Below are 23,240 nucleotides of genomic sequence, written 5' to 3' on the forward strand. Positions count from 1 at the left end.
CATATAAAATTTATCATGTGTAAATCGAAGGACCAAGAAGATTTAGTAAAGATCCTTCCGAAAATAACTACTAATAAGGTTCTTCCTTCTTAATAAATTGCTGGACAATTTCTGAAAACTTTTGAGTAATTCGAGACCATGCATATGGCGAGTCATATCCTATACCTTTTAATCTTGAGATCACTCTATGCCTAGATAATACACTCCGCAGAGCTTTTAAAATCTGTTTTTCATCATTCATAACTATTATAGAATCCTCTGTACTTAATGTAATTTTCACAGTGGGATCTGCTTCAAATAGCTTTATCATAAAAATCGGGCGTCCTGATCCTAAATATTGGTAGATTTTACCAGGTATTTGCACACCACCTCTGTTGCCAAAAAGCAACAGAAAATCTGCTGCCTTCATCCATGCGATGCTCTCCCGGACAGGTACCCAGGGGATAAATTTAATTACATCTTTAGCTGGCAATGTTAACATATATGCTTTAATAGAGTCTTCCACCTCACCCACAAAGTACACCTTTATTTTATTGCGGACATTAGGATCATCTTGCAAGAGAATTGAAAGGGCATTTACAAAAGCTTTAGGATCTCGAGCCTCTGAATAAAGTCTTCCTGTATGGACGAACCAAACTAGTTCTTCTTCTGCTGCTGGGCGTGGTTTAGGTGAAATATTTTCAAAGTCTTCAGGATCAAAACCCATAGGTAAGACTTCTATTCTTGATGATAAAAAAGGAAATAAACTTAAATAAAGTTCCTTGGTGGCGTCTGTAGTAACTGTTACTATATCACACAAATGAAGGAGCACACGTTCTAGTTGATAATCTATCCATTTGCGCCATACTGGTCGCGGAAGCTCACTTATAGGGCTTCCAGACCAAGGATCACCATAATCAGCAACCCAGCATATTTTAGGATAGCATCGTTTAAGCAATGCTCCTACTATATGAATTGAAAACGGGTATCCAAATGTCAGCAGCACATCTGGAGCAAAGCTTTTAATTTGATGAACCCCTTCACGAAAAAAATTTAGGATGCTATCTATATGAGGATCTGGAATCAATAGAGACAAAAAGAGATTGTTTTTAGCATTTTCTTTAATTTTACATTTTTCTTCATAGCTTCCAGCTTTTTGCCTTAGAATCCATTTTCGCAGAGGTCCAGGTGAAACACGCTTAACTTCAACTTCTAAAGGTACTTTTTCACTCAATGAAACATCAGGAGGCGAAAAAACAGTTAGAGTATTTGTATCATAAGTTATAACGTTAACTTTATGTCCTTGCCGCTTAAGATATTTAACAAAATTAACTGGCCGAATAGCAGAAGAAGCCCCTCTAGGTGCAAAATTAGCAGTGATAATGAGGATTTTCATGCTTTGCCTCCTTTAAAAATAGTTTAACAACGAGACCCCAAATAAATCCAAAAAACCTTGATGCCTGAATGCAAAAAGCAATTGTATAAGCTAATGGCAAGTTAGTAATCTTTATAACTTTGCGGCGGATTATCCAAATAAAAGGGTATAAAAAAATTGGTAAAAGTAACCACCATTCCAAAATTAGGGATGAAAAGATCGCGGTCCAGTATATACCCTGGAGCACAAGGTGAGAACTTGAGAAACGCGCGGCTAGTCCATCCCCAAAAGCATAGCGAAAATGCTGCTTGATTGCAGCTCGAAAACTAGAACGTACCTCCCAATAAACTACTGCATCAGCTACTACTACATATCGTGCACCTGTTTTAAGACATAAGCAATCAAATAGTGTATCTTCCCCCCACGGAAGCCATTCAGGATAACCACCAACTCGCTGCCAAAGTGTTTTAGTGAAAGCTACCGAGCGACTAGATGGTAAAAAATTAGGTGTTGGATGAGTAGATGTAGTTAGACTAGCTAGCACTTCCTGGAAGCGAGAATGAGCCACAGGTCGATAAAATCCACCTACAAAATCCGCTCGGCCTGCCTCTAATGGCTCTACTAGTCGTTCAATCCATTTAGGATCCAAACGGCATCCAGCATCAGTAACAACTATATAAGGTCCTTTAGCTATTGAAATGGCCTCGTTACGACCGCGAGCGATGTTTGCTCCTAGCAGTACTTTTATCACTATGCGAATACCAGCCCACATTAACAATTCTGAATACTCGCGTATTAAATCTACTGTCCTGTCGGTAGAACCCCCGTCTACAATCACTAGTTCATCCGGCTTCCTTGTCTGCATAAGAATATCTTTAAGCAAAAGAGTAATTGTTTGCTCTTCATTTAATGTAGTTAAAATCAAACTAACCATAAGTCCTCCGCAATGTCCTCCTCAATTTAAAATTATTATAAAGCCATATAAACATTTTAGTAATAAGACTAAATATCCAAATAACTAATGCAGATTGTTGTATTGCCACTAATGGAACTGCTGCATTCTGTTCAAGACCCAGCAGTAACCGTACATAAACGGATGCTAAAAAAAAGAAACCCCAGTTACCCAAGCTAAATCCTAAACGATAAATCAAAAATACTACTAAGATCCAAATAATCTGAATAATCAGGACTCCCAATATCCCAAAATTCATCATAGCATCACCCCACAACGTAATAGCCCCTTCTGACCGGGTGTTGTATGTCCATCCTAGTACTGTACGACCATACCAATTCCCAACTGACACCTGTGGTTTTTCAGGCCATACTGCTCTTGGAATCCACCAGAAAAAAATCGGTAGATAGCTTCTACCATACCACTTCTCTTGTAAAAGTGTAGGTTGTTCTAATAAAGCTCCGTAATAATAAGCCCAGTTCAACCGATCGAGCACATTATCAAAAATTTCTCCTAAATTACTAACTAAGTTAGTAATTATATTTTCATCTTCTAGAGTTGATTTAAATGCTACAATAATTAACTGAAATGAAAGCCCTTTCCCTAAACTATATTTCTGCACTACAATACGATAATCTTTTACCATTTGAAAAAATAGAATCATTAAAAATAATAGGCTGATTATTATTATTAAAGATTTCCATCCAACACGATATTTACTTTTATAAAAGTAAATAAATATTATTGGTAGTAACACATAAAATATAGCAGCTTTAGACCCAGATATTAGCATCCATACAATTTCTCCTATTATCATAATAAAAACTATCAAATTAGGCTTTCGTCTACTACTAAATATAGCATATCCAATCAATGCTAATAAGCCAATATTATTTAGCTGGCCTATAATATTGCTAAAAGTTGTAATCATCAGCTGCGTAGCAAAGAAAGTACCATAAAATAAACCAGATGACAATGAATAAACACGAAATAGCCAACCCATAAAATATATAACTACAAAAAAGTAAGAAGATACTGGTGCGCGATTTCGAGTGAAATCGATTACTGGAATATTCATAACTTTTGGAATAAAATATGCCACAATATCCATTGTTATAAAGAATGAAAGTACAGTGAGCAAAATAGTAACATAAGTTTCTTCTGAAAAGTTGATCCCCTTTATAAGTGATCTAGGTATCTGTAATACCATAGTTACCATTAGTACCAAACGATAAGCAATATAGGGATTAAATGGGTTGCAAAATATATTATGCCGACCTAAAAAAGAAGTAAATATTAAATATATAGATACAAAGAGATAAAGAAAGCGAATAGTTAAACTGCCTGGAGTAACTAAAGTAATTATTATGCTTCCGTTTAAGCAAATAAATAAAAATAGAATTCTATCATAAACATTCATATTTCTTTGTCTCCTTATTATAAAAAAACTATGTCTTTTTCATTCTATCTCGGTAATTAACAAAATTGAGAGATTAGAATTACGATTGATCTCCAAATCTTTGAACATTTTAAACTAAAAATTTTTTATGATTCATATGATTATTAAACCATTCTATAAACCTTCGGATCCCTTCTTTATAGGATATATTTGGAATAAAACCTAAAATTTCTTTAGCCTTCTCCACATCTGCCCATGTCTGCGGAACATCTCCCGGCTGTGGAGATAAAAATTCCAGCTTTGCTTTAATTTCAAGAGCTTCTTCTAATGCTTTTACCATCTCCAACAGACTTATCGTATGGTTGTTTCCCAGATTTATAACTTCGTATATTGTCCTATCATAATCCATTGCAGATCTTATACCCCGAATTATATCATCAATATAAGTATAATCCCTCCTGCTTGACCCATCTCCATATATGGGAATGGGTTCGCCTTCTATTATTTTCCTTGCAAATTTATGTATCGCCAAATCCGGGCGCTGGCGTGGGCCATATACTGTGAAAAACCTGACAGCGATAAAACGAATACCATACAAATGACTGTAAACATGGCCCATAAGTTCGCCACTTACTTTGGTACTGGCATATGGGCTTATGGGCATCAGCACATGGTCGTCTTCCTTCCATGGTACATTTGGATTTATACCATAAACGCTACTAGACGAACCAAATATAAACTGCTTTACCCCCAAGTTCTTTGCAAGTTCCAACAAGTTCTGTGTACCCTTAACATTTACTTCCTGATAAGTTATAGGATCTTCAATTGACGGTCTTACACCTGCTTTAGCAGCAAGATGTACTATTACATCATAATCTCCAGTTAATTTTTCCTTTAAAGCATCAAAATCCCTTATATCAATTTCGATTAAAGTATAATTATTATAATCGAAATGCCCCTTTATATTTTCTTCTTTTATTGTCCTATCGTAGAAGTTATCGAAGTTGTCTATATTTGTTACTTTCCATCCTTCAGCAAGCAGCTTATCAATAAGGTGGCTTCCTATGAAGCCAGCTCCTCCTGTAACCAGTGCATGTTTCACCTTCCTACCCCCATGTATGTAAATCCTGCTTTTTTAACTTCTTCAGGCTCATAGAAATTCCTTCCATCAATAAACAGCCGTGTTCTCATCTTACTCGCTAATTTTACAAAATCCAAATTTGCCCATTCGGGCCATTCAGTTGCAAAAATTGCCGCATCCACGCCTTCTACCGCCTCATAAGGATTTGTGAAAAAATTGATTTTTTCATTTATTCCAATAGCTTTTTTAGCGTTTTGGAGGGCTACCGGATCGCAAGCCTTCACTTTTGCTCCTTCATTAAGAAGAATTTTTATTATATCTAATGCAGGTGACTCTCTTACATCATCAGTTCCAGGTTTGAATGCAAGCCCTAATACTGCAATTGTTTTTTCTCTTAAATCACCGTAATAGGTTTTTAATTTATCAATTACTGCTTTCCTTGCCCTTTGATTTACTTCTCTTGCTGCAGATACAATTGGCATGTTATATCCTATCTCCTTTGCAAATTCCAAAAGTGCTAAAGTATCCTTTGGAAAACAGCTCCCCCCCCAACCTATTCCCGCATTCAAAAAGCTAATCCCTATTCTTTTATCCGTACCGATTCCTCTTGCAACATCCTTTATATTTGCACCAACTTTTTCGCATAATCCAGCAATTTCATTAATAAAACTAATTTTCAATGCAAGAAAAGCGTTTGCAGCGTATTTTATCATTTCACTACTTGTAGGATCTGTAATTATTAGATGTGGTAAGTTAAATGCATTAGGTTTATTTATAAATGAAGGTGGAGTAAACGTTTGCTGTAAAATAGGTTTATATAATTCTTGTAAATCCGATATAGCTTTTGCTGATAAAGAACCAATTACTATTCTATCAGGATATAACGTATCATATAATGCCATACCTTCTCTTAAAAATTCCGGGTTCGATGCTAAATGAATTTTACTTTCAATTCCTTTTTCTCTATAAAATTCTTTAATTATATTATCTATTTTATTATTTGTCCCAATAGGAACTGTAGATTTTATCGCAAGTGTATAATCTTTCTCTAAATTTATTTTTTTTAATATATCTCTTATAGCATCTTCTAAATAACTTAAATCCGCTTCTCCGTTTTTTTTAGGTGGAGTCCCTACTGCAATAATAACAATTTCTGCTTCTTTAATTACTTCATCAGGTTTTTCCCAAAAATTTATATTATCTTTTACCAATTCTATTAGCTCTTGTACACCTTTTTCGTAGATTGGACTTGTTTTAGACTTCAGTTTGTTTAATTTCTCTTTATTCTTTTCAATAACATCGACCTTATGTCCAACATAAGCTAATGCAAGGCCTGTAGTTAAACCTACATAGCCTGCGCCAATAATCATTACTTTCAAATTGCATCCTCCTTAAATCTTCTCCCCTCAATCTAAGGAATTACATTTCTCCGTCTTTTATATCCTTCAAAGCTTTTATTACTATCTCCACATCTTCTTCGGTTAAATTACTGCTACACGGTAAATTAATCACATTCCTTTCATAAAACTCGGCTTTTTCTATCTTATATGCCTCATTTTCTTTATAGGATTTTTGTTTATGTATTAATCTCCAAAGAGGTCTTGTTTGAATGTTATTTCCATTCAACTTTTTCAAAAGTTCATCTCTATCTATCCCATATTTTTCTTTATCCACTACAACAGAATAAAACCAATAATTTGGTCTTGTATCTTCCCTAAAAGGAAGAAGGGTTAAACCTTCTATATTTTCAATTTCTTTTTTGTATAAATTATAATTTCTTATTTTTGTTTCAATAAATTCTTCCAATCTGTCAATTTGTTCTACTCCAAAAGCTGCTTGAATGTTTGTCATTCTATAGTTATATCCTACTTCATCATGCACAAAGTATAACGGATCAACTTTGGCTTGAAGGGATAGATGTTCGACTTTATTAAGCAATTCCTTATTTTGAGATACTACCATTCCTCCGCCGCCGGTAGTAATGATTTTATTGGCATTGAATGAATATACTCCTATATCTCCAATTGTTCCGCAAAATTTTCCTTTATATTTTCCTTCTTTATAGTAAGATCCCAAAGCTTCGCAGGCATCTTCTATGAGTTTTAAATTATATTTTTCTTTTATTTTCATCAATTTTTCCATATTTGCCGGATTTCCAAAAACATGCACTACAATGACAGCTTTTATTTGTCTTTTTGTCTTTTTATTTATCACTTTTCCATCAATAAAATGACATTCATTTTCTAAAAATTCCTCAAGCTTATCCATATCCATACAGAGAGTATCATCACAATCCATAAATACGGGTTCTGCTCCCATGTATTTTACCGGATTTACAGTAGCTATAAAAGCTAAAGTAGGAACAATTACCTCATCTCCTGGCTTTATACCCATTACCCTCAAAGCAAGATGAAGTCCTGCAGTTCCGCTTTGGCAGGATACTGCTTTTTCAACTCCCACATATTTTGCAACTTTTTCTTCAAATTCCTTTATAAACCTTCCACCCGTTGAAACCCATCCGGTTTCTATGGTTTCTTTTATATTTTCAAGAATTTTTAAGGAAAGATTGGGTACCGAAAGGGGGATAAATTTATTATTATTCACTTATTATCACTCCACATTTTTCTTAAATATTGCTGGAATACCAGCAACCATAATATTATCAGGTATATTTTTAGTAACTACTGAACCAGCAGCAATTATTACATTCTTTCCAATGGTTACATTATTAATGATTTTTGAACCTATACATACCCATGTGCATTTACCTATATTTACAGTACCTCCAATATTCGCCCCAGGAGATATATGGACACCGTCTTTTAAAATACAATCATGATCGATGCTGGATGAGGTATTTATAATACATCCCTTACCTATTATCGTATTTGTATTTATTACTACTCCTGGCATTATAACTGTCCCTTCACCAATTTGCACGGTATCACTAATATATGAAAAATTATGCTTAATAACAGGTATTTTATATCCTACTTTTTCCAATTCTTCTAATATTGACAATCTGTATTTATTGTTACCAATTGCTACAAAAGCATAGGTAAAACTTTCTTTAAATTTTTTATAATCATCAAATCTACCAATTACTTTAAAACCATTAATTATTGAATTTAATTTTTTTATGTCATCATCTAAAAAACAAATCTCATCCCAATAATTCATAGATTTTGCGATATCTGCTACTACTTTTCCATGTCCGCCTGCGCCTAATATAAGTAATTTTGACATTAATTTTCACCACTTACTTTATATTAATTAAAATTTGCATTGTTAATGCTTCCAGTAAAAAAAGGCATTGTATCAAATTTAGAATTATTTATTCCTTCCCTTTTTAAAACATTGTATATTGTCATAAATAATATTTTTAAATCCACTAAAAAGGATAAATTGTCTACATACCAAATATCGTAATTAAATTTTTCCTCCCAAGTAATGGCATTGCGTCCATTTACTTGTGCCCAGCCTGAAATTCCGGGTAATACTTCATGTCTCCTCATTTGTTCCTTCGAATAATATTTTAGATAATCAACTAACAGAGGTCTTGGGCCTATAAAACTCATTTCGCCTCGTATTATATTAAATAATTGGGGAAGTTCGTCGATACTGGCTTTCCTTAAAAAAGATCCGACTTTTGTCATTCTTTCAAAATCAGTTAATTTTCTCCCATCTTTTTCGGTTTCCACTTTCATTGTTCTGAATTTATATATTGTAAATATTTTTGCATCCTTGCCTGGACGTTTTTGTGTAAATAATACAGGGCCTTTAGGATCTTCTATTTTTATTGCAATCGCTGCCAAAAGCATAATAGGAGAAGCAATAATCAACAAAATTACTGCAAATATAAAATCCAATATTCGTTTTATATATTTTCTATACATCCTGTATACCCCCCTATTGCCCAAAACCATCACATATTTCTCAAATTTATTACCTTTTCATCTATTTCATAAGAAAAATACTGCTCAACTCTGTTGAAAATCTTTTTTATATTTGGATCGTGGGATAGGAATATGTTTTTTAGGTTTTCTATCTCTTTTTTGAATTCTAAGTAGTTATCGCAGGGTTTTTCAATATATATTTTTTCATTCTCGGTCTTTAATACCCTATCTTTATCATAAAATAATTCTTCATGTAGCTTTTCTCCGGGTCTTAACCCGGTAAATTCTATCTTTATATCCTTTTCGGGTTCTAAACCGCTTAATCTTATCATTTCTTTTGCAAGGTCGAGTATTTTTACCGGCTCTCCCATATCGAGAACGAATATTTCCCCGCCTTTTGCCATTGACCCTGCCTGAATGACAAGCTGAACGGCTTCGGGTATTGTCATGAAATACCGTGTTACTTCAGGATGAGTTACCGTTACGGGCCCACCGGCTTCAATCTGTTTCTTAAAAAGCGGTATTACGCTGCCTGAACTGCCGAGCACATTACCGAATCTTACCGCTGCAAAACAGGTTTTGCTTCTTTTTGCCATCATCTGTATTACTATTTCCGCTGCCCTTTTGGAAGCACCCATAACGTTTAAAGGATTTACTGCTTTATCCGTTGATATAAGGATAAATTTTTCTACATCGTATTTATCAGCTGCTTCGGCTAAATTTATAGTCCCGAATATATTATTTTTTATTGCCTCCGACGGGTTTATTTCCATAAGAGGTACGTGTTTATGAGCCGCTGCATGAAATACCACATCGGGCTTATATTCCATCATTATGTATTCTACTTTTTCCTGGTCCCGTACGCTCCCTATTACCGGAATGTATTCTTGCTCGGGATAATTCATTTTTAAGTAATTCTCAAGTTCAAATATGTTATTTTCATTTATATCAAAAAGTATTAATAACTTCGGATTAAAATTTACTACCTGCCTTACAAGCTCAGAACCAATAGATCCCCCTGCCCCCGTTATAAGAACCGTTTTATTTTCCAGATATTTCTTAGCTTTATCCAAATTTAGCTTTACGGGTTTTCTGCCAAGCAAATCTTCTATTTTTACATCGCGGATTTTTTTAACGTCTACATTCCCGTTCAAAAGCTCATAAATCCCGGGGACTATCCTAATTTTTCTTTTTGTTCTCCTGCAGATATCCACTATTTTTCTTATTTCGTTTCTATCCACGGAAGGCATAGCAATTATAATCTCTTCTACACCGTAATTATTTACTACTTTTTCAATCCTATCTCGTCCTCCTAAAACTTTTACTCCATATATGCTCATCCCATGTTTTAACGTATCGTCGTCTATAATACCTATGGGGTGCATTTTAAGTTCTGGTTTTGTTTTGAATTCTTTTATAACCATAGAGCCCGCCGAACCCGCACCGATTACAAGCACCTTTTTTTTGCCTTTAATGCCGTTTTTAACAGCACCGTTTATGTTTCCGTATATCCTGAGAAAAAGCCTTGTAAATCCTATCAAAATTGTTGAAATCATCCAATATAATATGTATATGCTTCTCGGATAGTTTAAATTAAAAGCAAATGTATAAAATATCATTAATAACGTAGAAAAAGTGGTCCCAAGGAAAATACATATTAATTCATCGATGCTCGCAAATTTCCATATCCTGGTATAAAGATTAAATAATACGTACGAAAAGAGGGATGTAAAAGTAATAACAGGCCATGTTTTTAAATATATTAATAAATACTGCTTTGGGATAACTCCTTCAAATCTCAAATAAAGAGACATATGTAATGATATATTTACTATCAATGAATCTATTAAAAGCATCAGGATTATCACTAAATCGTTTTTTCTGCTTATCCGCCTTATAAGCGAGAAATATTCACTCACCCCACCCACGACCTTCCCAAGGTTTTAGAATAACCTTTTACACTTCTTTTTGCCATAAACAGTTAAGATTTCTACACGAATAACGATAATCCTTCTTTTATAAAGTTTTTGTAATATCAATAATTTTTCCTCTTTTTCCTTATTTTGTGGCTATCCTCACCGTAGTAGTAATAATAGTAATAATAGCTTCCGGAGTTTTCTTTAACCTTATTCAGTACTACACCGAGGATCCTTGCGTTTACTTTCTCAAGCTGGTTTTTTGCTACTATTAAAGCTTCCCTTTCGGTTTCGTGGCAGGCGGTAACCAGTATCACCCCGTCCACGAGGGTGGATAGTATGGAGGCATCCGCAACGCTGTTTACGGGTGGTGAGTCGATTATAAGGTAGTCGTAGTTTTGGCTTACTTCTTCAAGGAAGTTTTTCATCTTTTTTGAGCTTAAGACTTCTGCCGGATTGGGTGGGACAGGGCCGCTGGGTAGAATATAAAGATTTTGTATTACGGTGCTTTGTATTACGCTATCAAGCTCAATGTTTTCCGCAAGGAAATTGGAAAGGCCTATATGGTTTTCTATGTAAAATATTTTATTTTGCTTGGGGCGCCTTAAGTCCGCATCTATTAAAAGCACGCTTTTTTCAGCACTGGCAAGGGTAACCGCAAGGTTTGCCGCTACTGAGCTTTTCCCTTCCCGGGGCACGCTGCTTGTGATGAGAATTTTCTTTAAGGGTTTATCTATGCTTGCAAATTGAAGATTTGTCCTGAAGACCCTGAAAGCCTCCGATACTACGGATTTGGGATCGTCAAGGACGTATATATCATCAAGTAATTTCATATTCATATTAATCCTCCTTTTCCACCAAAGGTATGGAGGCTAAGACCGGGATTCCGAGGTAGCGCATGACTTCTTCCGGGGTTTTTACCGTATTATCCATGAATTCTGCCATGAATACAGCAAACACGCCCAGCATAAGTCCCAGCACCGCGGAAAGGGTAATGTTTAATGCGGCTTTGGGCTTTACCTTATTATATATAGGTATCGCTTCGTCTATCACCTGCACGTTTTCCACATTCATAATCCTTATAACCTGTTTTGAGAAGGATTTTGCCGTTTCATTGGCAATGGTTGCCGCAAGCTCGGGTGAGGTATCCTGCACCCTTATTTCAATGATTTCGGTGTTTTTTACAAGATTTACGCTGACCTTATTTTTTAACTGTTCGTAGGAATAGTTCAATTTTAAATTTTTAGCTACTTCCTCAAGCACAGATCGGCTCTTTGCGATTTCTCCATAGGTGGACACAAGGAGCCTGTTTGTCTGCACCTCCTGATAGGTTATAGGTACTTCCGGGTCGGTGATATTGTGCTTGGGTTTCCCCACCATTATGGTAGTGTAGGATTCGTATACGGGTTTTACTATGAAAAAGGTATATACTGAAGATATAAGCAAGCATATAAGAAGGGATATTATAATGATCTTTTTCCTTCTTTTTATAATATCAATCAATTCCCTGAGGGAAATCTCTTCCACCGGTTCATCAAAATAGTTTTCCTGCTCGGTCACATTATTTGCCCCCTATTAGTCATATTTACTTTACTAAATTCCTGTATTTTTCGTATAGCCTTTTTATCTCTTCTATTTCTTCTTTAGTAAACCTTTGATAGGCTAAGGCTTTTGCCCTTTCCTTTTCTTCCTCGGTTAATCCGTCTTTTGCAAGGTTTAATAAAAAACTTATATCATCCCTTGAAAGTTTTCCTAATACAATTTTCATTATCTCGGCTTTATCCTGATTTTCTATTTTTGTAATATTGTCGGTTATAATTGGTTCGTTTTGAATTTTTTGCTCAATTAGTTCTTTTGTATTGTTTTGCGAATCTTTACCTGTTTTTTCTTTTGGCTCGGTATTTTGTATTTCTTCTTCTTCTTGCTTTTTAATATCATTTGTTTCTTCTTGATTTGTTTCCTGCTCTTTAACGAGGTCTTTTATATTCTCCCTTTCGCTGCCTTTATCGAACATTGATAATATTTTTATAAATAGATAATCGGATTTTTGGTAGATTATAAAGATGAAGGAAAATAAAATTAACAATATAATTAATAATACGCTAAAATACTTTTTTCTCATTGTTTTTCTCCTGTATTATTTAAGTAGGCCGGGTGCCCTTTTGAGGCACCCGGTATTTTTATCTATTATAGATTTCGTAAATTAATTTTGCTGCTTCTGCTCTCGTCGCATTGTTTTTGGGTCTGACCGTCATGTCTTCGTAGCCAGATACTATTTTTTGCTCAATCAAAGCTGCGGTGTATTCTTTGGCGTAATCCGCAATATCTTTATAATCTTTAAATATATATAGTTTTTCTGCAGCATCCTTAGAAGGTGCTAATTTCATAGCCCTTGCGAGGATCGCAAAGATTTCCTGTCTTGTGATATAGCCGTTCGGGTCAAATACCTTGCCTTCAACTTTTCCTTTTATTATTCCGTATCTATAGGCGGTTTCGACATAATCGGCATACCAGGTGTCTTTTTTAACATCCTCAAAAGAATTGCTGTAGGGCACTTTATCAATTTCTAAGGCATTTAAAATCATCTTCGTAAATTCTGCACGGGTCACTTTTCCTTCGGGATCAAATTTCTTTTCTTCTTTGCCGTTTACTATATATTTTGATGCAAGGGATTCTATATAGTTTTTGGCCCAGTGCGATGTTATATCATCAAAGGTCTTATTGTATTCCATTACAGCATAGGTGCTAAAGTGTGATGTTTTTGCGATTATTTCGCTGTTTTGCTTATCTACCTTGCCACCGATAAATTGAAGGGTGCCTTTTTCTTTGTCAACAAAGTATAACCCGAGTTTATCTATATTTGTGGTAAGTCCTTTTATGCTGAACCTCAGTGTAACCTTTCCATTAATATTTGCCTGTTTGTCGTCAATTTTTATAACAATATCCTTTGGTGTGCTTATAAGTTTGTAATTTGTGAGGGTATTTATCACTTGTGACACATCGTCGGGTTTAACTTCAATCTTGACGTTGGTGCCGATAGAAACATCCAGAACGTTCTTCGGTAAATCCATGGTTAATTCATTCAGCATTATCTTAACCGTTGCGCCTTTTTCAAAGGCTTTTGCAAATATTTCTTTTGGGATATTCGCTTCTATATTTGCCGTTTTAATATCGGAAGAAGCAAGATTAAGGGTCATGGTAAATTCTTTTCCGGAGGCTTTTGCCGCTGTGTTTTCAAAGGCTTTTAGAATCTCATTAACTGCGGAAGAGTCAAAGGTAATAATGGCTTTGCCCTGGGATTCAGTTATTTTTGCGGCTGTGATATTTACCTTAAATTCTGCCTTTTTATCATCAATGGTTTCTTCGGTTTTAGATGTAGAAGGAGCACCGCCGCCTCCACCCGTGCCACCGCCAGGCTCAACAGTCGATGTGGGAAGGCCAACGACATTATAACCCTGGGCTTTGAAGTATTCGGCTATGGCTTTTGCATCATCTCCGGTGAATTCTGCCAGGACGGCGTTGAAGGCGGATAGGATATTCGTTATATCAGTTGAAGAAATTGTCGCAATACCCTTCGGAGTTAAAACCTGGTTATTAATAAACGTAAGTAAATCATTATTATAGTATATCTTCACTGTGTTGTTTTCATATTTAATAGTCATTGAGTCTTTATAATCCGAAACAAAGTAATTTTCTTTTTCCCTTACATATCTTAAAAAGTCCGTTAGCGTACCAAACTTTTCGATAATTTTATTATAAAGCAACTTTAAAGGTGACCAATCTTGTTTGAAGATCTCATTAATAGCCGTATTAGCAGCACCTATGAAAGCTTCATTTTCGCTTAATTTACCTTTATTAATTTCTTCTTTAAGATATGTATAACCTATATCATCTTTAAATAAGTTATGAGCAATAATTAAATTCCTTTCATTAATACCTAAATTATTTAATCTTCCTTCAATATCAGTACCTTGAATAGCATTTAGAAATTTTTTCAAAAGCTCGTTCTTATTCTTTTGATTTAATATATCGATTAATTTTATGGTAAGGGCCTTATTTTTTGTTATTCTTGAATCTATATTTTCCAGTGCTTTTACAACATTCCCCAATACTTCTGAAGGAATTATTTCTTTGTATACATAATTATTAGAAATCTGCCCATCCTCAGTTTCTGCTATACACAAAAAGTAAACTTTATCGGTATTTTTGTCAAAGCGGCTTGATATTTCTTGTTTATCAAAAGGATAATAGAATGGATTATTAGAAATAATAGAATTAAAATGACCTTTCATAAATATTCCTTCGTAAGGAGGATCATTACTTAACAAATAACTTTTAATAAAATCATAACCCTGAGACATTAATTCATTAAACACTTGTTCATTCATTAAAATATAGTGCAATTTTTTAATATTAATATTATTGTTTGTAGTTATTTTAAATGTGACATTTTGATCGTCAATTATTTTTTCTAATGTAATTTGAAAAAATTCATCTTGAGCTAACCCTGCAATCGGCATTAGCGAAAACAGTAATATAATTACTAATAATAGTGAAATGACCCTTTTCACCTTTATATACCCCCTTCTTTAAGAAATCATAATAAATTAGGAATGTTTTCCTCTTCCACCTCCATCAATTTATTTCAATACATTATTGATTCAGATAATTGTAGAGATTATATGTTATGGTCGCTGCCTCGGCTCTTGTGGCATTTGATTTCGGTGAAAAGATATTTTCAGCCTTTCCTCTAACAAGCCTTATCTTTAAAGCCACTGCAATTTCGGTTTTTGCCCATGAAGATATTTCGTTTTTATCCTTAAATCTCGATAACAAATTGTTTTCCTCGGTTAAGTCTACGAAGGTGGATTTATTTTTTAATGATGCCGCACGGGTTATAAGCACTACCATTTCTTCTCGCGTTATTAATGCATTTGGCTCGAAAGCATTACCCTTCCCTTTTACGAGGTCATTAGAGAAGGCTATTTTTATTACATCATAATACCAGTCGCCTTTTTTTACATCGATAAATTCCATAGATTTTTCTTTTTCCTGAAGGCCAAGAAGTCTTACCAGCATAGCGGTGAATTCGGCCCTTGTTACATTTTTTTCCGGTGCAAAAAGCCCATCCCCTACTCCCTTCAATATCCCCCTTGATGCCATTTCTTCAATATAGGTTTTAGCCCAGTGATTTTCTATATCTTTAAAAGTTACTTTTATAAATTGTTGATCACTTCCCGGCAGCAAAACTGAACCGCTCCCTGATCCCCCCGATGATAAATTAACATCATTATATTTTTCATAAAGATTCTTTACTCCATCCGCATTTCCGGACCTGGCAAATTCTATAAGTTTCATTCTATCTTCTTTGGTCCAGCGCTTTAAGTTATCTATCTCATTATAAATATCGTTTAAGGAAATACCTTCCTCCGAAAGCTTTTCTTTGTAATTATCCCCGACGACGAAGGACAGAATCCCAGGTAAATCGGTTTTCAAATTTTCAAGCGATTGAGAGCTTAGAAAATAAGATTCTAATAGACTAAATGCCTCCTCTCTTATTTCAGGGTCTAACGAGTTAATTTTATCAAAAGCTTTGGTGAAAAATTTGTCGTTTAGTGTCATGCTGTAAAAATTTTTTTGAAACATCATTACAAATAATAGTATAATTATTGTTATTATTCTGATTTTATTAGAAACAAAAAAAGAATTCATTCTTCAACTCTCGCCTCCTTCAGGCTATTTAAAAATACGGAGAACCTTTTTAATAAACCCATTTTCTTTTGTTCTAAATCCTTTACCTCTATTTTTATCTCTTCATTTTGCTTTACTTTCAGGGGATTGTCCACCGTCAGGGTATTTAAAAGAGCCGGGGAAATGGCTTTTTCTAACTTTTTTATTCTCGGGGACCTCGCTCTCGGGGTATGGCAATCGGTACCAATAAACTGGGCATAGTTTAGGGCAATAATCCTTTCGGCGGTTTTTTTCACTTCGGAGCCGAATACACCAAGGAGGCTCAGAGAATTCACCTGAACAAGGGCTCCTATCTTCAAAAAATCCACTAATTTATTTATATTTTTTGCTATCTCTTTATTCCTTTCGGGATGGGCAATGATGGGGGTTATTTTCCTGAGCTTAACAGCCCATAGAATTTCGCTCGTGTACTTTGGTAAGCTCATCATGGGAAGTTCGATAAGGATATACTTTTTCTGGTTAAAAAGGGTGAGGATTTTTTCTTCATCCAATAATCGAGGGATATCGAGGGATAAAAATACTTCTTCTCCCGGATATAGGGTAAGATTTATTTCGTTTTGCAAAAAAATTTCGTTTAACTGGTTTACTCTTTCTATTATAGTTTCTTTATTTATCTCTTTATCTACGGGTATGAAATGGGGCGTAGCCACCATTTCGGTTATTCCTTCTTCTACGGCGATTTTCGCCATTTTTATAGAAGTTTCTATATCCGGTGATCCATCATCCAAACCATATAAAATATGTGAATGGAGATCTATCATCAATTTTCCTCCTTCTTGGCCCCCCAAGGTTTATTTTACCAAAAATTTGTCGAAATGTGAATATGATGGTAAAATAAAAAGTGTTTTATTTTTTTGTTTTTGAAGGGAGAGGATTTTTGGTGGAAGAAGAATTAAGTTTAAGAGAATTAATAGAAATTGTTTTAAAAAGTATATAATTTTTGTAGGAGCATATATTAAATTGGTTGCAATAAAAGTTACCCTCCGGTATTGGCCGATACCGAAGGGTAACGATGGTGTGGTTAAATGAATTTTTTTCCGATTCCCGGTTTTGATAGTGGTATAAAAAGGTTGGTGGATAAGGAATATCCATTGGTAAAAAGAAGAATAAAAAAGACCTTCGGTACAAAGCCGAAGGTCTTTTTATAAACTTTTTATTTTTATTCTATTGATTAGACACTTTCTTAATTATAAATCTGTACGTACTTGTGGTTTCTCCATCCGGTGCTACAACTGTAATTTCAATTACTTGCCCATCAGTAACTGTAATTGTATTTCTTGAACGATATCCAACTTCTTGGTCATTTATTTTTATAGATTTTACTTTTGTTGACATTGTTGTTGGAATAATTGTAATGGTATTTTTTTCCTCAGGCACTTCAATCGTATAATCAAAAGACCACGGATTGAACTTATTAGGTAATTCAGGTGGTACTGTTATGGTTTCCCCTGCCCATGTAAAAGATGCAGGAGTTTTTGCCCATTGAACAGTCTTTCCTACAAGTTTTCCACCTTCAATTTCTATATTGGAAAGTACTGAATATTTTGTATGTCCGCCGAAATTGTAATTAATTCCGCCTAATTCTGCCATTTCAGACATATAGGGTAATGTTTGAATATCCGTTGTGGAAGATAAATATTCCGTATTATCACCCATTTTTCCTGCAAGCCTTAATGCAATCCAATTAGTTTTATCCTTCCACATATCGCCAATCATTGTTGTCCTGGTATAAGCAGGATCATTACCACCTCTCAAAGTAGGTCTACATGCTGCTTCTCCATTATCTATTACTTGCTGCAAAGCTGCTTCGAATAATTTGAGATTAATTTCTTTTAATGGGGTTTCATCATGCCCGGTAAATAACCAGTTTATTTTCCCTCCATCCTTTTTATAATTGGAATACACTTGCTGCGTAAATGAAAGCAAAAGATCCACTCTTAATCCAGACACATTAACATTATCCGCAGATCCTGCCCTTGTGCATCCATAAATGTCTGATGCAAATATTAATCCGTTTTCTTTATCCTGAAGAATTATATTATCATTTGCATGGCCCGGCAAAGCATAGACGTGGAGTTTGAAATCTCCCATATCAATTACATCGCCTTCATCAATATTTTTAACCTTAGCTTGATCGGCAGGATCGGGTAAATACGATCTTAAACTACTCCAGCCTCGTTTATTGCAATATACTTCTATTCCTGCTTTAACAAAATTTGCTATTTGAGCAACATGATCTATATGCGAATGGCCTATCACTAAAATATAGGGTTTTGTGGCTATATTTGCATCTATATATTCTTTAAGATTTTTTATTGAAGCATTGGTCTGCAATGCATCAAACAATAGTCCTTTTTCGTTTCCTTCAATATACCAGGCCATTGGCCGCACCGACTCTGAATCATTATAAATTGAATATACTGCCGGACTTGTTTCGGTCTTTTCCAAAATAAGAGTGTGTCCAAAATTTGCATTCTCGGGCCTCGGGCGATATAAATGCCATACAAAGGTTTGTACTGGGCTCATAACCATTCCATCTTTTACTGCAACTGCTTTATACATAACATAAGTATGTTCATTTTGGGGATAATCTTCTTTAATATGTCCATCATCTTCAACTGTATAAATTTGATCAGGATTATTAATATCCGGCATTGGTGGTTCCACAAGTGAAGACAAATCTGTAGCAACAGATTTTGTGAAATAAATGGTTGCACCTGGTGTAGGACAATACAATTTTATATAGCGTCTTGGAGCTGTATAATAAGCTTTTGGCAATGCTTGCACGGGACTTACCATGGTGCTCGTTATAGCGTTAAATATCTCATCCACTTCTTCTCTCATTATAGGGGCATTTGGTTTAAATAATTTTTGAGTTCTTCCCTTCATGTATCCCAATCCTACTAACGTTTTAACACTTGATAATGCATCCTCGCTTATTTCATCAACATCCTCAAAATTTAATTCAATATCGGTTTCAGGAAGTTTAAATGCTTTAACAAATATTTTGGCAGCTTCCTGGCGAGAAATAGTGCTTTCCGGGTTGAAATTACCATTTTCATCCGGAGCAATAAGATTTTCTTCATAAGCACATTCAATTTCTTTTCCATACTTATCGGTAGTCTTTACATCATTAAATTGTTTCAACGGCGGATGCCAAATATCGTTGTATTCACTTGGATGCGGCCAATCAAAATAATCTGCTATTTTGGCAATAAACTCCGCTTTAGTAATTGGTTTAGTTTTTACTTCCTTTACATTGTTTTCAGATTCAATATATAACAATGTTTCTTCATCTTCTCTTATCCATTTCGAAAACCAATCTTCCCAAAGTTTCCACAAATCTGATACCACACAGTTGTGTGCTCGGCCTGCACTTTGCGTCCATACAAATAACGGAATTCCATTTTCATTAAACCAGGTAAAAGTCTTGTATCTATCACCGGGATATATCTGCGAATTAGGCTTGACTATATACATAATTGAATTATCTTTATTTTGAGGTAAGTTATTTTGATGAGTAATTTCGTAATTATCGATTGAACCTAAAACATTTCTGTTAATCCAATATTCCTGTGTGAATAAGCTATATCCAGCCTGTGCTGCCCCCATAGTTCCTAAGAAATCGCCTTCTTCTAACTGACCTACCTTCCATGGCCAATAATCATATTCTCCAAATACTAAATATACAGGCAAAATATCATTGGAAGCATCAGAAGGTATAGAATTTTGACCCATAATCGGTCCTGAAGTTCCACCAATTGCGGCAAATTTTTCTGGGATTTTCATTGCAAGTAATTGTATAAACATACATCCAAGGGATTGTCCAGTAGCATAAATTCTCTTTGGATCTGTATTGTATTTTTCATTTATTTCATCAATTAATGTTTCTACAAATTTTATATCATCGGGTTGAGTTTTACTTGCGGCTCCTCTGTTCCATCCACATACAACCGTACCTGTAGAACAGGGGACAACAACGATAAAACCGTATTTGTCGGCAACTTCCCACCAATGCGTGCAATCGAAAAATACATGATCGGGTTGTGTATTCCCTGCAAAAGCAATTACTACGGGTGCACCATTGGGCCATAAATCCTTTGAATTCTTTGGTACATATATTAAATATTCGCGTTTCCATGTTTGACCAAATTCATCCTTCATATATATATAATTTCTTTCTACTCCCATTTCTTCGTAATTTGGTCTATACCCGAGAACATTTCCATAGACAGAAGTATTATCATAACGAGTATACTTGCTTAGGAATTCATAAATATTATTTGTTATCGTTTTATTTTCATAAGATACTGCATTTTTAAGAACCATTACCTGGGAGACTACATCGCTAAATGAAGTGGCTATTGCATTAGAATTTTCTTTATCCTGAAAATATACGGTGCTTCCTAAAAAATTATTATCTGTTATTTCAGATTCTGCACAATCATTTACCTGCTTCCAATAAGAAATTACATCATTATCTATTTGTTCCCCAATTAACCATGTAGGAATAGGAACATCTTTTTTAGGAACATTTTCAAAAGTAGTTATTTCAGAACCATATTCTTCATTACCAGCTTCATTTAATTTCTGAGCATTGATTTTTGAATCTATATATACCTGGCTTATTACAAACAATGGATTGTGAGCAGCCCAGGTTTGTAAAATATCTCCCCCATCTCCATAACCTACAAAGTAGTGAACTCCAAATACTGAATACCAATTTCGATTAGATCCGGCCTGATTTAAAACATAATCTAAATAAGCTTTTTCGCTTTCGTAATCCCCCCACTGATTTTCTTTTGGCACAAGTATCATTAAACATACATTGTTTTTATCTGCTATATCCTTCCACCCACTATTAACTAAAAAAGAATCAATGTCGGTACCGCTTTCAAGAGCTAAAACTACAAAATATTCACGCATGCGAGCGTTCTGAGGAATATAAATTTTTACCGTACGATTAAGATTATTGTTTGTTATATATTGCTCATAATAACCCGTTACAGGAAGTTTGTTCCCTTTTTCGGGGTTAAAGGTGGGACTTGGAATTTCATTTAAATTTTTCGCACTAAGAGCAATCGCAGGAGTTGGAGCACTAATTACTGTTCCTTTATATTGTCCAGTCCCTGTGACAGACACTTTTATGAATTTCCCGACATCACTTTCTGTTGGAGTATAGGTATTACTATTAGCACCAGGTATGTCTACATAGACTCCATCAATTTTATCACTAATTTTCCATTGATATATTACAGTAGCACCAGATGGGGATATTGCTCCTGCTGTAAGTAGGGATCCCACTTTAGGTATACCGATTATACTCCCAATAGAATTTAATGAAATTTTGGATGAGGTACTCTCGCTTCCACCAGTTGTACCAGAAGTAGAAATTATTATAGCTTTTCCTTCACTGTTTGTCGGCGGTTGCGATACATTACTTTTAACAATAATTTCTTGGGGTTTATTACCATCGATTATTACCCCATTAGCATTGATCTCAGTTTTTGCAATAGTCCCATTGTTTTCAATTTTTATTTTAGAATTTATTACAAAATTATTTATTTTACCCAATGTTACAATAACAGCATTTTTTGCATTTTCATTAAAAATTAATGTAGATATTTCTGTATCTTCACTGACTTCCAAGCTTGAGTTTTCCGAATTAACTTCTAATTTTTCAATCTTACACTTTGTTAATGTTATATTCTTTCCATTAGAAATATTAATATTATTAAAATTACCTTCTAAAATCACGTTATTTTTTGTATCTTCTACAACCGTTGAATCTATTATAGCTCCTGCCGACGTTTTTATTCTTATTGCTCCTTCATCGGTTTTATCAATCAATAAATTCGATATTTTACTATTTCCTTCTATATGAATTGATTTGTCTCCTCCACCTCGTACGATAGTGTTACCTAAAACGATAGTATTGTTTAATACTACATTTCCATTGCCAACGCCCTCTGAAATAATCAAGTCTCCTTTTATTTCCATATCTCTAATTGTTACATCAGATGTATTAATTATTACCGTGCCTGAAACATTCCCACTATATTCCTTAGGTTCATTGCATAATTTTTTAATAGCATTATCTAAAATTGTAATCACTTCAGCTCTGGTGATATATTTTAAAGGATAAAATTTACCATTATAACCTTTGATATAATTTCTTTCTACCATAGCATTTACATAACCTATTGCCCATTCCGAAATGTCTGATGTATCTAAAAATTTTGTTTGTATGTTCTTTTCTTCTTTAAGACCTAATGCTCTACCCAGCATTACAACAGCTTCCTGACGAGTTATATAATCCTTGGGTCTTACTTTTATTCCATCACCTTTGATAACTCCTGCAGCATTTGCTTTCAAAATAGATTCTGTATAAAAATCTTGATTTAAATCTGCAAAATTATTTTTAGCTGTATTTTGATATTTCATAATGCGATTAATTATTACAGCCATTTCTCCCCTGGTAATTGGATCATTGGGTCTAAAAAATCCATTGAATCCCTGAATTATACCCAAACCACTCCATTTATTTATTGAATCTTTTGCCCAATGTTCTTTTGTATCAATAAAATCAGCAAAAACATTTTTATAAGAGAATATCTGAAGTAAAAATGTAATTAACAAAAACAATATAAGGTATCGATTTTTCGTTATTTTCATATATACCCCCCTTTTTCTTTTAATTTTTGTAAATATTGTGTAATTTTTTGTTATCATCCCCCCTTACAAATTTTTCATGTTTAAAAAATCCCTCCTTTAATTCAAATATTTTATTTTAATTTTTTTGATATATAAGTGATATATCAGCTTAATTCCTTCAATATTATTATAATTAAATTTTTAATTGTGTCAATAATAAAATATATTATATTTTTC

The 23,240-nt window shown here is 34.3% G+C and carries 17 protein-coding genes; 1 reads left to right on the top strand and 16 read right to left on the bottom strand.

Going from position 1 to position 23,240, the window contains the following annotated elements; translation table 11 throughout:
- Positions 1–70: 70 nt before the first annotated feature.
- From ACPLOV_RS01940 to ACPLOV_RS02010, 15 genes are all read right to left on the bottom strand, one after another.
- Positions 71–1,375: a glycosyltransferase gene (locus tag ACPLOV_RS01940; protein ID WP_424910465.1), complete on the bottom strand. Its 1,305-nt coding sequence runs from the start codon at positions 1,373–1,375 to the stop codon at positions 71–73.
- On the bottom strand, positions 1,350–2,288 hold the full coding sequence (locus tag ACPLOV_RS01945; RefSeq protein WP_424910466.1) for a glycosyltransferase: 939 nt from the start codon (positions 2,286–2,288) through the stop codon (positions 1,350–1,352). The genes ACPLOV_RS01940 and ACPLOV_RS01945 overlap by 26 nt, the downstream gene beginning before the upstream one ends.
- The gene (locus ACPLOV_RS01950; protein ID WP_424910468.1) at positions 2,281–3,726 is read right to left on the bottom strand and encodes a hypothetical protein; all 1,446 of its coding nucleotides are present in this window, start codon (positions 3,724–3,726) and stop codon (positions 2,281–2,283) included. Before ACPLOV_RS01950 ends, ACPLOV_RS01945 begins: the two co-directional genes overlap by 8 nt.
- 109 nt (positions 3,727–3,835) lie before the next feature.
- On the bottom strand, positions 3,836–4,807 hold the full coding sequence (locus ACPLOV_RS01955; RefSeq protein ID WP_424910469.1) for a GDP-mannose 4,6-dehydratase: 972 nt from the start codon (positions 4,805–4,807) through the stop codon (positions 3,836–3,838).
- A complete protein-coding gene (locus ACPLOV_RS01960) occupies positions 4,804–6,156 on the bottom strand; it encodes a UDP-glucose dehydrogenase family protein (RefSeq protein ID WP_424910506.1) in 1,353 nt (450 codons plus the stop codon). Before ACPLOV_RS01960 ends, ACPLOV_RS01955 begins: the two co-directional genes overlap by 4 nt.
- Positions 6,157–6,205: 49 nt before the next feature.
- Positions 6,206–7,390, bottom strand: a complete 1,185-nt coding sequence (locus tag ACPLOV_RS01965) for a LegC family aminotransferase (RefSeq protein WP_424910470.1) — start codon at positions 7,388–7,390, stop codon at positions 6,206–6,208.
- 6 nt (positions 7,391–7,396) lie between these two features.
- Complete coding sequence (locus ACPLOV_RS01970; protein WP_424910471.1) at positions 7,397–8,032, bottom strand: acetyltransferase; 636 nt, start codon at positions 8,030–8,032, stop codon at positions 7,397–7,399.
- A gap of 23 nt (positions 8,033–8,055) precedes the next feature.
- The gene (locus ACPLOV_RS01975) at positions 8,056–8,682 is read right to left on the bottom strand and encodes a sugar transferase (RefSeq protein WP_424910472.1); all 627 of its coding nucleotides are present in this window, start codon (positions 8,680–8,682) and stop codon (positions 8,056–8,058) included.
- A 29-nt stretch (positions 8,683–8,711) separates the two neighbouring features.
- The gene (locus ACPLOV_RS01980; protein WP_424910473.1) at positions 8,712–10,601 is read right to left on the bottom strand and encodes a polysaccharide biosynthesis protein; all 1,890 of its coding nucleotides are present in this window, start codon (positions 10,599–10,601) and stop codon (positions 8,712–8,714) included.
- A 116-nt stretch (positions 10,602–10,717) separates the two neighbouring features.
- Entirely contained in the window at positions 10,718–11,443 is a 726-nt protein-coding gene (locus tag ACPLOV_RS01985) for a CpsD/CapB family tyrosine-protein kinase (RefSeq protein WP_424910507.1), read from the bottom strand.
- Positions 11,439–12,158, bottom strand: coding sequence for a YveK family protein (locus ACPLOV_RS01990; RefSeq protein WP_424910474.1), 720 nt, complete (start codon positions 12,156–12,158; stop codon positions 11,439–11,441). The genes ACPLOV_RS01985 and ACPLOV_RS01990 overlap by 5 nt, the downstream gene beginning before the upstream one ends.
- A gap of 25 nt (positions 12,159–12,183) precedes the next feature.
- Complete coding sequence (locus ACPLOV_RS01995) at positions 12,184–12,720, bottom strand: hypothetical protein (protein ID WP_424910475.1); 537 nt, start codon at positions 12,718–12,720, stop codon at positions 12,184–12,186.
- Between the two features lie 58 nt (positions 12,721–12,778).
- Positions 12,779–15,169, bottom strand: a complete 2,391-nt coding sequence (locus ACPLOV_RS02000; protein WP_424910476.1) for an S-layer homology domain-containing protein — start codon at positions 15,167–15,169, stop codon at positions 12,779–12,781.
- A gap of 82 nt (positions 15,170–15,251) precedes the next feature.
- A complete protein-coding gene (locus ACPLOV_RS02005) occupies positions 15,252–16,310 on the bottom strand; it encodes an S-layer homology domain-containing protein (RefSeq protein WP_424910477.1) in 1,059 nt (352 codons plus the stop codon).
- Positions 16,307–17,110, bottom strand: a complete 804-nt coding sequence (locus ACPLOV_RS02010; protein ID WP_424910478.1) for a tyrosine-protein phosphatase — start codon at positions 17,108–17,110, stop codon at positions 16,307–16,309. Before ACPLOV_RS02010 ends, ACPLOV_RS02005 begins: the two co-directional genes overlap by 4 nt.
- Positions 17,111–17,374: 264 nt before the next feature.
- Between ACPLOV_RS02010 and ACPLOV_RS02015 the strand changes: the two genes are divergently transcribed.
- Positions 17,375–17,497: a hypothetical protein gene (locus tag ACPLOV_RS02015; protein WP_424910479.1), complete on the top strand. Its 123-nt coding sequence runs from the start codon at positions 17,375–17,377 to the stop codon at positions 17,495–17,497.
- A 16-nt stretch (positions 17,498–17,513) separates the two neighbouring features.
- On the opposite strand, the gene ACPLOV_RS02020 is transcribed toward ACPLOV_RS02015, so the two are convergent.
- On the bottom strand, positions 17,514–23,024 hold the full coding sequence (locus tag ACPLOV_RS02020) for an S-layer homology domain-containing protein (protein ID WP_424910480.1): 5,511 nt from the start codon (positions 23,022–23,024) through the stop codon (positions 17,514–17,516).
- Positions 23,025–23,240 lie beyond the last annotated feature (216 nt).

Origin of the sequence: Thermovenabulum sp. (assembly GCF_049723235.1) — a bacterium.
GTDB lineage: Bacteria > Bacillota > Thermosediminibacteria > Thermosediminibacterales > Thermosediminibacteraceae > Thermovenabulum.